10 protein-coding genes are annotated in these 12,851 nt (G+C 63.6%); 6 read left to right on the forward strand and 4 right to left on the reverse strand.

The window, feature by feature from the left end; translation table 11 throughout:
* Positions 1-140: 140 nt before the first annotated feature.
* Positions 141-554, reverse strand: coding sequence for a PAS domain-containing protein (locus AB4Y91_RS12295; protein ID WP_441418757.1), 414 nt, complete (start codon positions 552-554; stop codon positions 141-143).
* Positions 555-1,575: 1,021 nt separating this feature from the next.
* Positions 1,576-1,725, reverse strand: coding sequence for an ANTAR domain-containing protein (locus AB4Y91_RS12300; RefSeq protein WP_441418758.1), 150 nt, complete (start codon positions 1,723-1,725; stop codon positions 1,576-1,578).
* Between the two features lie 794 nt (positions 1,726-2,519).
* On the opposite strand from AB4Y91_RS12300, the gene AB4Y91_RS12305 reads away from it, so the two are divergent.
* The 3 genes from AB4Y91_RS12305 to AB4Y91_RS12315 all read left to right on the forward strand — a co-directional run bounded on the left by AB4Y91_RS12305 (position 2,520) and on the right by AB4Y91_RS12315 (position 6,065).
* The gene (locus tag AB4Y91_RS12305) at positions 2,520-5,039 is read left to right on the forward strand and encodes a molybdopterin oxidoreductase family protein (protein ID WP_441418759.1); all 2,520 of its coding nucleotides are present in this window, start codon (positions 2,520-2,522) and stop codon (positions 5,037-5,039) included.
* Positions 5,036-5,497, forward strand: a complete 462-nt coding sequence (locus AB4Y91_RS12310) for a hypothetical protein (protein WP_441418760.1) — start codon at positions 5,036-5,038, stop codon at positions 5,495-5,497. The genes AB4Y91_RS12305 and AB4Y91_RS12310 overlap by 4 nt, the downstream gene beginning before the upstream one ends.
* Before the next feature lie 79 nt (positions 5,498-5,576).
* Positions 5,577-6,065 carry an HPP family protein gene (locus AB4Y91_RS12315; protein ID WP_441418761.1) on the forward strand — a complete coding sequence of 163 codons (489 nt, stop codon included), beginning with the start codon at positions 5,577-5,579 and terminating at the stop codon, positions 6,063-6,065.
* 13 nt (positions 6,066-6,078) lie between these two features.
* Here the strand turns inward: AB4Y91_RS12315 and AB4Y91_RS12320 are convergent, their stop codons facing one another.
* Both AB4Y91_RS12320 and AB4Y91_RS12325 read right to left on the reverse strand, forming a co-directional pair.
* Positions 6,079-6,483, reverse strand: a complete 405-nt coding sequence (locus AB4Y91_RS12320) for a low affinity iron permease family protein (protein ID WP_441418762.1) — start codon at positions 6,481-6,483, stop codon at positions 6,079-6,081.
* Positions 6,484-6,608: 125 nt separating this feature from the next.
* Entirely contained in the window at positions 6,609-7,967 is a 1,359-nt protein-coding gene (locus AB4Y91_RS12325; protein WP_441418763.1) for an ABC transporter substrate-binding protein, read from the reverse strand.
* A 227-nt stretch (positions 7,968-8,194) separates the two neighbouring features.
* Between AB4Y91_RS12325 and AB4Y91_RS12330 the strand changes: the two genes are divergently transcribed.
* From AB4Y91_RS12330 to AB4Y91_RS12340, 3 genes are all read left to right on the forward strand, one after another.
* Positions 8,195-9,142 carry a carbohydrate ABC transporter permease gene (locus AB4Y91_RS12330; RefSeq protein WP_441418764.1) on the forward strand — a complete coding sequence of 316 codons (948 nt, stop codon included), beginning with the start codon at positions 8,195-8,197 and terminating at the stop codon, positions 9,140-9,142.
* Positions 9,142-10,092 carry a carbohydrate ABC transporter permease gene (locus AB4Y91_RS12335; RefSeq protein ID WP_441418765.1) on the forward strand — a complete coding sequence of 317 codons (951 nt, stop codon included), beginning with the start codon at positions 9,142-9,144 and terminating at the stop codon, positions 10,090-10,092. The genes AB4Y91_RS12330 and AB4Y91_RS12335 overlap by 1 nt, the downstream gene beginning before the upstream one ends.
* Before the next feature lie 734 nt (positions 10,093-10,826).
* Positions 10,827-11,762, forward strand: coding sequence for an SRPBCC family protein (locus AB4Y91_RS12340; RefSeq protein ID WP_441418766.1), 936 nt, complete (start codon positions 10,827-10,829; stop codon positions 11,760-11,762).
* Positions 11,763-12,851: the final 1,089 nt, after the last annotated feature.

The following is a 12,851-nucleotide window of genomic DNA, read 5'->3' on the forward strand; positions in this document are numbered from 1 at the left end:
CATCCAGACCAGCCTTCCGCCGCATCCATCCAGTGATGAATCCAACGTTGAAGGTGGGGCCACAAATAACCGCCACAGGTGCCCGGCGAGTCATGAAGTGGGGCCGGAAATAACCGTCCTGCCGGGGCCATATAAACCTGTCACAGCCATTGGACAGCTTCACGGGCGGCTAGCGCCGTCTCGGCTTGTATGGTCGAGGTGAGATCCAGCATTACTCCCGATACGGACGCGAGCTTCCCTGCGTCGTCAAGTCGGGCTTCCCCCGCAGTAAGCACACGGTGTTCGCGTAAGCGAGCGTCGATAACTCGGTGGTAGATGGCCACGTGCCCGCCGTGGGCGAAGAGTTTGGCGTTCACCGCCTGGATCCGAGGCAGATCGTCCGGGTGTTTGTGAGCCAAGGTCAAGGCAAGCGTCGGTGCCACTTCCCCGCGGCGGTAGCCGTGGATGGTGTACATCTCGTCCGACCACGTCATGTTCCCGGTCGGCCCGTCCAGGACAAACGTCCCGGCCAGGATAGTTGCCGGCCCCGGGACGCTGGCATACGCTGGCCCCAAATCTTCCACCATCAGACCCCCGTACTGCAGTGCAAGCAGCCCTCATGACCTCATGAGATAGTACCGCGGCCGGCGGGTGCGCACTATTGCCGGTGGTAGAACAAGCGGTGACGCAAACGGCTTGCGCCGTCGAGGTGACAAGCCTCAGCGGGACGGACTGAGCGGTGACGACATGTAGTCGACCCGGACCGGACTCGGCCGATTTCCCTCGAATCTTCAGCATGAGTCGCCGTTGGCCGCTCATTCCTTCAACGGATCTCCGCAAGCTCCAGGCGTCGCTTACCGCATGTGTGCACCTGGCCGACTCGTCGGCAGGGCAGAACTGCTCGACCTGGTAGGCCGCAGACTCCAACGAAACCGGGCCCGGCCAGCGAAGAACATGCCCCGCCAAGGTCTAGAGAGCAACCCCCGCGAGGTAGGCAGTAGACCGCACTGCGATCCGAAGGGCACCAAGGGACCAACGCGGCGGGTTATTGACATGCCGTAGTCCGCTAAATAGCCTGTTGTGGAGCGCCCCGATGAATCCCCCAATATCATCGGGGCGCTCTTGTGTCCTGACCCATGCGCAGGCTTACCGGCGCAGGCTCGTAGACGCCTTTTCGCTAAACCGTGACAAAGGACCGAACGGGCCGCGCCCTGGCGAGTCTCAGCCGGCCCGCCCCCAATGCGCGCTATCGCTGCAGGCCGGATACTGCTAGGCGAGGCCCGTTCGGAGTTCTTGGGGCTAAGTCATAGCTACCGCGCCCGCCTTGTCGAAGGCCGCAACTCCGGTCCCGTACTGGCCGCAGAGTTCACCATGGCGACTGCGTCACGATGCAAACGCTCGGTTTCGCGCATCGAAATAGGTTGCCCGTTATAGCAGAGCTCGCACTAGAAAGGAAGAAGTGGTTTCGGGGCAAAGGCCTAGTCCTTGAACGATTCCTTACGGCCTCTGCCTGACCATGTCCAGATTAACCATATATCAGATGATTTGGGAAGCCCCTGGGTCGGGCTTCTGCTCGGGTATTGAAACCCGACCCCTCTAATCGTCGAAGTGGGTAGTGACTCGCTGTTCGCCCGAAATAGAGTCGATGACCTGTGCCGCCAAGTCCTTGAGCTTGATATTGCGCGAATTCGAGGCCCGGACCAAGATTTTGAAAGCCCCTGCCTTCGTGCGGCGGTTTTGCGCCATGATCGTGCCGATGGATGTCGATCGTTGTCCTTGAACGCATCGCGGCTGTGAGGTCCTCTTTGGACTCCCGCAGTTGCCCCACGACCAGGGCAAGCCGCAGGGACCGTGAGGCTAGCGCAACGAAGGCATGGACTGTCAACGTCGCCAGCGCTGAATCCCACGCGCCGGCTTGCGTAAAGGTTCAGACCTCAAGAACAGCTTATTCCGGATATTGGCGTCAGCCGCATAATCTGCCCGAAGCGAAGCTAACGCCCAACTCTGGCTGAACGAACGCAGCCGCCCGTCTTCGGACAATCCTCCAAGGCTGAAGAGGGCCGCAGGAATACCACGCAGGGTCGAACTCTTTAACACGTTTACCGGTACTCGCCCAGCCGCGCGGGCTGAATAGCCGGGGGGAATTGCATGACTTCAACGCTATTCCCTAGGGCGAAATCTGATGTCATCGCCGAATTTGATTCCGCCTGCTGGTCTGTATTTCGGGCAGATTTTCGTCTACGTTCAAAACCAGTCGAAGTTGATACATCTGTTCTGCGCAGGTTCGCGCGCCCGGTGCCGCACCCTTGCTGCTTGGGATCTGCTGCTAGAGAGCGCACCTATGGACGGGAGTCGGCCTTGGTGCTAAATCTGATGATTGCTGCTGGAAGTCCCCTTGCGTTTGAGCGGTCTCTCTCATTCCCGGCATGACTGCAATGCCGGGAGGGACAATCCATCATCAATCGGGAGCCAGGCGAGGATTGGCCTGGCTCTATCGCGGCCAGCACTTTCTGGCGGCCCGAACGTTCAGGAGGACCACAATGGTTGACCGGATTGCCGAAATTTGGGGCGCGAGGACGCCCTACCCCAGGGACGGGCTCTGGCCTGTCAGGGTGGACCAGGCGCTGGGCGAGGGTGTCACCGAGGACGACGTCGACCGCTGGGTCCAGTCCGCCTGCGTGCTCTGCAGCAACGGCTGCGCGTGCGACATCGCCGTGAAGGACGGTGCCATGGTCGGTATCCGCGGCCGCGCTGGAGACCTGGTCAACCACGGCCGGCTGGGGCCGAAGGGCTTGTTCGCCAGCTGGCAGGGCGTCTCCCACCGCGACCGCCTAAAGAGACCCTTGATCCGCGAAAACGGCCGGCTGGTCGAATGCGATTGGGACACGGCGATGAACCGCATCACCGAGCGGAGCCAGCAGCTGCTGCAGGAACGCGGACCGCTCAGCCACGGTTTCTATACCAGTGGCCAGCTGTTCCTTGAGGAGTATTACGCCCTGGCCATGATCGGGAAGGCCGGTATCGGAACCCCGCATATGGACGGCAACACCCGGCTGTGCACCGCGACCGCGGCGGCGGCCTTGAAGGAGTCCTTCGGAGCCGACGGACAGCCCGGGACCTACACCGACATCGACAGCTGCGACGCGATCTTCCTTTACGGACACAACATGGCCGAGACGCAGACCGTCCTGTGGTCACGCGTGCTGGACCGCATCGCCGGACCGGACCGGCCCAAGGTCGTCTGCGTTGATCCGCGCGAAACGGAGGTCGCCCGCCACGCGGACGTCCACCTCGCCGTCCGGCCCGGCACCAACCTCGCCCTCATGAACGCCCTTGTCCACGAGATCCTTGCGCACGGCTGGCTCGATAAGTGGTTCGTAAACGAGCACACAGTCGGGCTGGAGGAACTGAAGGCCACCGTCGAACCTTGGACGGCAGAAGCGGCGGCAGCCGTATGTGACGTGAGCGCCGCGGACATCAGGGAGGCCGCCCGCATCTTTGGCACCTCGGCCCGCGTGCTTTCCACCGTCCTGCAGGGCTTCTACCAGTCCGCGCAAGCCACCGCCGCCTCCTGCCAGGTCAACAACCTCCACCTGCTCCGCGGGCTGCTGGGGCGGCCCGGCTGCGGGATCCTGCAGATGAACGGCCAGCCCACCGCGCAGAACAACCGCGAGTGCGGCGCCGACGGGGACCTCCCCGGCTTCCGGAACTGGGAAAACCCCGAGCACATCCGGGAACTGGCCGAGCTCTGGGACGTGGACCCCTTGGTCATCCCGCACTGGGCACCACCGACGCATGCGATGCAGATCTTCCGCTACGCCGAGCAGGGCTCAATCGAGTTCCTCTGGATTTCGGCAACCAACCCGGCGGTCTCCATGCCCGACCTGCCCCGGATCCGCGGCATCCTGGCCAAACCCGAGCTGTTCGTGGTGGTGCAGGACCTGTACCTGACCGAAACGGCGCAGGCCGCCGACGTCGTCCTGCCCGCCGCGGCTTGGGGCGAAAAGACGGGGACCTTCACGAACGTCAACCGCATCGTCCACCTCTCGGACAAGGCCGTCGAACCGCCCGGTGAAGCGCGCAGCGACCTGGACATCTTCCTGGACTACTCCCGCCGGATGGGGTTCACCACCCTGCAGCGCGAACCGCTGCTTCCGTGGGCCGGCCCGGAGGACGGCTTCGAGGCGTGGAAGGAATGCTCCCGTGGCCGGCCCTGCGACTACACCGGCATCAGCTACGACCGGCTTCGCGGCGGCAGCGGCATCCCTTGGCCGTGCAATGACGAGAACCCGGACGGCCGGGAGCGGCTCTACGCGGACGGCGTCTTCCCCACGGACCCGGACTACTGCGAAAGCTACGGGCATGACCTCTTGACCGGCGCCACCGTGGGCGCCGAGTCGTTCCGCGCCAGCGTCCCGCGCGGCCGGGCCATCCTGAAAACCGCCGACTACTCCCCTCCGCACGAGGAACCGGACGGGCAGTACCCGCTGCGCTACACCACGGGCCGCACCGCCTACCACTTCCACACCCGGACCAAGACCGGACGGTCCCGTCCGCTTACCCAAGCCGCCCCCAGCGCCTGGGTGGAACTGGGCCCGGACGACGCCGAGCGGCTGGGGATCCGGGAAGGCGATCTCGTCCGGGTGACGTCGCGGCGTGGCCGGATCGAAGTCCCGGCCCGGGTCAGCGACATCCGACGAGGCACCGTCTTCGCACCGTTCCACTACGGATACTGGGACGGGGACGGCTCCCCCGGGGAACACCCCACAGCCGCAAACGAACTCACCCTCACCGAGTGGGATCCGGTCTCGAAGCAGCCGGTCTTCAAGAACGCAGCCGTGAAGGTGGAAAAGATCGGTGACGGTACCGGCCCAGCACCGGCGCCGACCACGACGGCGTCCCGTCCCGCCTCGGCGTCGGGACAGCGGGCGCCCCGGCCCACGGCCGGCGGCACGGACGCCGAAGCCACGGAGCTGCTCGGCGCCGCGACACCGCCAAGTTTCCCGGAGGCGATCAACCCGGGCGCTGGCGTCCGCAGCGGGAAGGACGAACAACCATGAACCTGAACATCTACCTGGGCCTGCTTCGCCAGGCCGAAGCTACGCTGGCCGAATCCTTCCGCCAGGTGGCGGCGGGCCACGGTGCGGAACCGGACGTCCATTTCCTCTGCCATACCTTGGCCCAGCAGTGCGAGGAGCACAGCCGCCTGCTGCTCCCCGCGGTGCAGCGGTACGGCGAGGTCCTACACGAGGACGAACCGGAGCGCCTCCATGCCGAGGGGCTTTCCACAACACGCAAGGGACCGGTGGGCCTGCTCCGCGACCTTCAGGACCTTTACCTGCTGGCCAGCCTCGTCGATGTCACCTGGACCATGGTGAAACAAGCTGGCTCCGCCCTCCGCGACCGCGAGCTCCTCGACGTCGTTGCCCGGTGCGACAGCGAGACCTCCGTGCAGCTGCGCTGGCTGCAGACCCGCATGAAACAAGCGGCACCGCAGGCCCTGGTGGTGGCGCGCTAGTCGTTCCGAAGCGAGCGAAAGGTGAAATGGAACCCATGAGACCGCCACTGCTGAAGCTGCTTGCATCCCGCCGGAGCACATGGGGACGGCCATCGACGCCGCGGTATTTTCTCTCATCGTTCTGGCTTTGACCGGAGCAGTCGGAGCAGGTCTTCACCTTCCTTGGCTGTTTCCCGGCCTCGGACCGAGGGTAATGCTGTTCTTCGAATCACCCGGGCGGCCCGCGGCCCGGCCCGACAACACCCTGGTCGGGCACTTGACGGGCCTGCTTATGGGCGCAGCTTGCCTCTACGGCGCCGGACTCCAAGGCAGCCTGCCCGCCCCAGTCGGCGGCCTTACTATCCCTTATGTGGCCGCAGCGGCACTGTCCGTCGCGCTCACGACGCTCGTGCTGACCTTGCTTAGGAAGCCGCACCCACCGGCCGGGGCAACCACGCTGATCGTCAGCCTCGGCATTCTCAGCTCGCCGGCGCAGCTCCTCTCGATGGCCGGAGCCATCCTGCTGATCACCGCCGCGGGCTGGGGGTTGAACTTGCTCCTGGGGACCAAGCCGGCGGGCACCCACTAGGAGTAGCGGCCCACTAAGGTGCCCGCTGCTCCCCGTCGGCGGCAGCATGCTCGATGCGTTGACGCTGCCGTTCTATTTCCCCCTCTCCTTCATTCTCCGCGTCGTAAAGCTTGGCGTTGCTGACCTTGAGCTCCAACATCAGCGCATCCAGTTTTAGGTGCAGGGCGGCAGTGTCCCGGTTCTGGGTGTTTTGAATAATAAAAACCATCAGGAAAGTGACGATCGTGGTACTGGTGTTAATTACCAGTTGCCAGGTATCCGAAAAGCCGAGTAGTGGGCCCGTGAATGCCCAGATGATCAGCACGGCTACGGCGGCCACAAATACCCAGGCGTGGCCCAGGATCCTGGCCGTCCGGGTGGTGAACCGCGTAAAGACGTCGGGACGGTCCTTGCCCGCTCTGCCCGTCACTTTCGCCATAACCTGCCCGCCTCACTTCTCAAGGAACGCAGCAGCACCATATGCCCCATGTCCCGCCTTTCCGACCGCCAGGTCCCCGGTGCTACCCGGGGCCGGCTCGCTCCAAGGCCTCGCCGTCCCGGACTTCAGGAGCCGGTCTGGTCGAATGCCCGTTTCGCGGCCGCCTGTGCGTCCGCGAGGGCCTTCTCGGGGGCCTTTGTACCGAGCAGGGCGGAGGCGATGGCGTTGTTGACTTCCGTCTTGATGGTTTGACCAGCCGGCGAAGCTCCGAGCGACTTTCCGGCCGGCAGGACCTCGTAGTAGGTCGCGATCGTCTTATCGAAACCTGCGTTGCCGCTGGCCTTGACGAACTTGTCCCGGATCAGCTTGTCCGCGGACGGCGAGCCGGTGAACAGTCCCGTATTCATGCCTCCGGGCGTTGACGAGATCTTCTCCGCCCTGGCAGCGCCGGCCGCGGACCAGGCGTCATCCGTGACCAACGAGGTCATCCAGGCGCACGCGGCATCGGCGTTCTTGGCACCGGCAGGGATGACGAACGATGTTCCACCCGCCACCGTGAAGGGTTTTCCGTCCTTGCCCTTGAAGGGCACGGCGGAAATGTTGAGTGACTTCGAGTACGGCGCCAGGACGTTGACATACCACTGGGCGTCGACCTGCGCGCCGACCTGGTTTTTGACGAACTGGTTGTCCTTGCCGAAGGTGTCGAACGAGTCACTGAAGCTCTTGGCCTTCGCGTAGCCGCCCTGCGCGTCGTAAATCTCCTTGAGGAACGTCAACGCCTGAACATTTGCCGGGTCGTCCAGGGCAGGGGCTCCTTTGTCGTCCACCAGCTTTCCCCCTTGGCCCAGGATCCAGAGCTCGGCCTGGCCGGCGGCCACCGGATCGAAACCCAGCGTTACCGGAATACTTCCGTTGGACTTATAGGCCTTGGAAACAGCACCGAGGAGTTTCGCCTTGTCCGAGGTGTCGATGGCGTCCGGGGCAACGCCGGCGGCTTGCAGGACGTCCTGATTAAGGATGATGGCAGCCGGCTGGTAGAACTGCGGAACCGCCCACACCTTGTCCTGGTACGTGACCTGCTGCGTGACCGCTGGATAGAACTGCTTGGCCGGGTCCATACCGTGCGCCTTGAAGCACCCGTCCAGCGGCTTAATGAGACCTTGGGCTGCATAGGTGGCGACAAAGGCCCTGTCCATTTGGACCACGTCCGGAACGGTGCCGCTGGCGGCCCGGGTGGTGAACTTCTGCGCGTCGAAGGGTGTCTGATCCATGGTGATCTTGACGTCGGGAAGCTGCTCTCCTGCGTACTTCATCCGCGCCTTGCCGACGTCGTCAGCATTGTCGAAGGCCCAAGCAGTCAGCGCCCCTGACGCTTCCTTCTTGAAATCAGCCGTCTCCGCAGGTGACGCACCGCTCCCGCCGCAGGCAGTCAGCCCCAAGACTGCCAGAGCCAGCACCGCCACGCTCTTTTCCCGAACCCTCATCTGAATCCTCCCCGTGTCAAGTTCAAGGTCTTCGCGGCATCACTTCGTCACCGGAAAACTTTCGGCCAAACGCCCTTTTAACTGCCACACTGTAAGTAAGCTTGCTAAATCGAAAGCTAGCCGAAGCCGCGGGGTCACGCAAGGGGCCCGCCGCCGGCACCGCCAGGTCGAATCAGTCCGGCCTCGCGCTGGGAGAACGGGGGTCATAGGTGGGAGCTAAGGCATCGGTGGAAGCCGCGTCGCGCAAAGCCACGCGCGCCGGGCGTCCGGAACGAAGAAAGTACAACCGTCGTGAAGCGATCGCCGGTTACTTGTTTATTTCGCCGTGGATCATCGGTTTTGTTGTTTTCATGCTCGGCGCTATGGTCTACAGCCTGGTGATCTCTTTCAGCCGCTACAACCTCGCCACCAACGTGGCCCGGCCAGCCGGTGTCACCAACTATGCCCTCCTCTTTGAGGATCCGAAGGTGGCCCTCTCGCTGGCCAATACCCTGTTTTACGCCGTCCTGGCGGTGCCGTTGGAAATTTGCGTCGCTCTTGGGCTCGCGCTTTTGCTGAACCGGGTGGGGCGAGGCGCCGGGTTCTTCCGCACCGTTTACTACCTCCCGAAGATGACGCCCTCTGTGGCCACCGCGGCCGTGTTCTTGCTCCTGCTGAACGGAAACACGGGAGCTATCAACCAAGCCCTCGGATTTTTCGGAATAACCGGCCCGCAGTGGCTGATCGATCCGGCCTGGGTGAAGCCGTCGATCGTGCTGATGACGTTGTGGGGGGTCAGCGGCACCATGGTCATCTTCCTGGCGGCGCTCAAGAGTGTCCCGAAGGAGCTTTACGAGGTGGCGGCCTTGGACGGCGCCGGCCCGGTCCGGAAGTTCTGCTACATCACGGTGCCAATGATTTCGGGAGCGATCTTCTTCAACGTGATTGTCCTGACGATCGCCGCGCTGCAGGTTTTCGATCAGGCATACCTCCTTTTCTGGAGGGACCAGACCAGTTCATCCCCGGAGGCGTCGCTGTTTTACGGGATCTATCTTTTCCAGCAGGCCTTCCGGGAATTCAACTTCGGGTTCGCTGCAGCCATGGCGTGGGTGCTGTTCGTTTTGATCCTGCTGATCAGCCTCGTCCAAGTGAGGATCGGGAACAGGTTTGTCTACTACGAAGGGGAGAAGCGCTGATGGCAACAACACGGATTCAGCCGGCGTCAAAGTCACCGGGCCTCGCCCCTCCGCAGGATGGAGAGGAGCAAGGTAGCGGACGGCGGACGCGCAAAAAGACACGCAGCCCGCGAACCACAGGTGCCCGCTTGCTGCTCTGGACGGTGTTGATCCTTATCAGCGGAGCTTTCCTTTACCCGCTCGTATGGCTCATCGCCGCGAGCCTGAAACCCCGTGCCGAGGTGTTTGACAACGCCCTTGTCCCCCGCAGCTTTTCGCCGCAGAACTACGTTCAGGTGTGGGACCAACTACCGTTGGTGCACTGGGTGGTCAACAGTTTCCTGATCGCTGTCCTGGCCGCCACTCTGGTCACCGTTTCCAGCGCCATGGTCGCCTTCGGTTTCGCATACTTCCGCTTCCCGGCCCGCAACTTCCTCTTCGGCCTTGTTCTTGCCACCATGATGCTCCCGGGCGCCGTCACTATGGTCCCGCAGTATTTGATCTGGAAAAACCTCGGGGTCCTCGGCACCTGGATCCCGCTATTCGGGATGAACCTCTTCGGCTCGGCGTTCTACATCTTCCTGCAACGGCAGTTCTTCCTTGGACTCCCCCGTGAGCTTTTCGAGGCCGCGCGGATCGACGGAGCCAGCTACTTCGGACTCTTCCGGCGGATTGCCCTGCCGCTGTCCATCCCGTCGCTCGTGGTGATCTTCATCTTCGAGTTCCAAGCCAGTTGGAACAACCTGCAGTCCGCGCTGATCTACCTGAACGCCGGATCGGTGGAGGGCTTCACCGCGCCCTTGGGGATCGCTTACGCCATGACGAAATACAGCCCTACCAACGGGGGACAGGGAGACTACCAGTACGTCATGGTCGCCACCCTCCTGATCACCCTGCCCATGTTGATCCTGTTCGCCTTCGGGCAGCGGCACTTTATTGAGGGCGTGGCAACCGAGGGCCGGAAAGGCTGATCGACGGCGTTCGCGCCCGACACCCCCGGTCTCATTGCGGCAAGTGCGTTAGGCGGCAGGGACGGAGCCGCGGGCGCCGCCGGTCGGCCATCCGGGGCGAGCGGCGCCGGATGGCCGCCGGGGCGGACGGCACTGGGGTCGTCCTGTCCGGGACGTCCAGCACGGCGAGCGGGAATTCACGGTGGACCAGGTAATCGCACGCTGCCGGACCGGCCTTCATCAGTCCCGGGCACCGCCCGTCCCGGTGGATGGGGCGGATCCCGGCTGCGCGCAGACCGGCTCTGAAAGACCTGTACCGGGCCGGATTCGAGCCCGCCAGCCCGCACCAGCTCAGGTACAAGCCATACAGTTCGTCCAGGCTGAGACCGTTTCCACCGGAATCCCGGGCAACGCACTCGGCGAGAAAATCTTTCAGTGATGTCTTCGCCATCATGGCCTCCTGCATCCCGGCGGTGACCGCCGACTGAAACGGCATCAACAGTGAGTGTGGTGAAGGACCAGCCCGGACATGTCCCTCGGACAGTAAGAAGCTAGGAGCCCTTATTCGCACTGTCAACCCGATAGTCCAGCCCCTGTCGTCACGCGGCATGTCCACGGCTCCGGGAAGCCACGCGGACGCCACGTCCTTCCCGGCGGCGGAAAAACTTCTGGCCGGTTCGCCAACCCGCGGATATAGTAAGCCTACTGATGACTAGTTCATCACTGTCGATCCCGATCCAGTCGAAGGAGACACCGTGAGCACCAAAGTTGAAAAGCGAATCATGGTCAATGTGCCCGTCAGCGTGGCCTACAACCAGTGGACCCAGTTCGAGGAATTCCCCCACTTCATGAGCGGGGTGAAGACCGTCAAACAGCTCAGCGACGACCGGCTTGAGTGGACCGCAGAGATCGCCGGGGTCCGCAGGCAATGGGAGGCCAAGATTCTCGAGCAGGTTCCGGACCGGAAGGTGGCGTGGGCCGCAACCGACGGCGCCACCAACGCAGGGTCGGTTACGTTCGAAGACCTTGGCGGCGGCCAGACCTCGGTTCAGTTGTCCCTCGAATATGAGCCCGAAGGCGTCGTTGAAAAGGTGGGCGACAAGCTCAACGTAGTGGAGAAGCAAGCTGAGAACGACCTCAACCGTTTCAAGGCTTTCATCGAAGACGAAGGCTACGCGACGGGGGCATGGCGCGGGACCGTCGGCGCCGGCGCTGCAGCGGGAACGCCGGGTGTTGACGCGGCAGCCGGGTCGCGCGGCGACAGCGGCAAAGCCGGCGTCTCCGGCAAGGTGATCGCCGGAGTCGGGCTAGCTGCAGCGGCCGCCGCAGGCGTTGCCGCAGCCACCGGGCGCAAGGATACCGACGACGGCATTGCCGGCGGCGAAACCGCGGCCACCGTACACACACCGCCCGCTTCCGTGCCGCCCACAGGCACCTCGGGAAGCGTGTTCCCCGGTGAGGGCCTCCGGCCGGGCGGTGGCTTGGGCCACGACACGGACCCCGCGGCGAGCGACGTCGGCGGACGGTCCGACTCCAAGCCCTTTGACCAGACCAACGGCCTCGTGGATACCGAGGGCGATTCCGACGGGACAGCCGTGAGTGACACCCGTAGCGCGGCCGAACGCGACGCCGAAATCGAACGCAGCTCGGGCCCGGTTCCCCCCACCGGAGGAAGCCTGGGCCAACACTAAGCCCGGGTGAGACCGGCGTTGGTGACCGGCAGGAAGCCTCCGGCCGAGTTCCTGGACTCGGCCGGAGGCTTCCTGCTTCAGTCCGGGAAAACAGTCCCGCATCCGATGCGCCGTCCAGTGCGTCGCAGTGCAGTGCAGCGGACGCAGGGTGTCCATAACACCATGGTTGGGGGCCGGGGTCGGTCCAATTGTGGATATGTCATCCCTGCCGCACTCGGCAAGGAACTGCGCCCCGCGGAGGCTGCCTCGAAGGCGGGCCTCATCAGTTGACCCTCGCCAGGGCACTGGAACGTTGCAGCGAGTGGATCACCGTTAACGCCGTCAGGCCCGGGGCCCGCTGCTGCCGAGTTGTCCATTAAGGCGGAGCCGGCGGACGCACCGCTGACGAAGGCCTCATCCCGTCCATCCCGGTCGAAAGGAAGGCTTGGTCAATCGGAGGACATCGATAAACGCCGTGGGTTTCCTTCTTGAGGCGCGTTCTTGGTTCATCACCCGCTAAACCTGTCCGTGGCCTTACCGTCGGCGCAGAGGCCTACAACCCCCTGAACCGAGGTAACACTGCGCGCGAGGTGGGACTTGAACCGGGTTCCGGTCCTTGATAATCCGCCACTCCCCCGGCTACCTCAGCAATCCGGCCCAGTCCGGCCAATCCGAAGCCTAGGGTTTGCACTATTTGCACACCCTCTCCTTCCCCGATTCGACACGCGCAAACATCCGGCTTGGAACCGCTATTTCCACGCCCAAGCGCAGGCGTTCGCTGATCTCGCCGAAGAGCGTCTTGACCCCAGCGGCGGGGCATTGCTAACCAAGACTGATCGGGTCCGGCTGATGGGCCTATGCGGATTGAGAAAGGGGCATTGCCGCTAAGTCGTGTCCCGGCCTCACTGAACCCTCGCTCTAAATGGAGGGGCCGATGGCAACTGGGACGAGACGCCCCGGTCTCAGGAGGGCTCTCGGACGCCACCGACCCCGTCTCACCCGGAGCTCCAGCTCTCCAGAACTTCAAGATCATACCTACATACTGCTAGTTGGTGACCGCGAATCTGCCATCATTTAACACCCTGCTGGACCTCATCCGCTACTGACAAC

Origin of the sequence: Arthrobacter sp. YAF16 (assembly GCF_052113385.1) — a bacterium.
Taxonomy (GTDB): Bacteria; Actinomycetota; Actinomycetes; order Actinomycetales; family Micrococcaceae; genus Arthrobacter.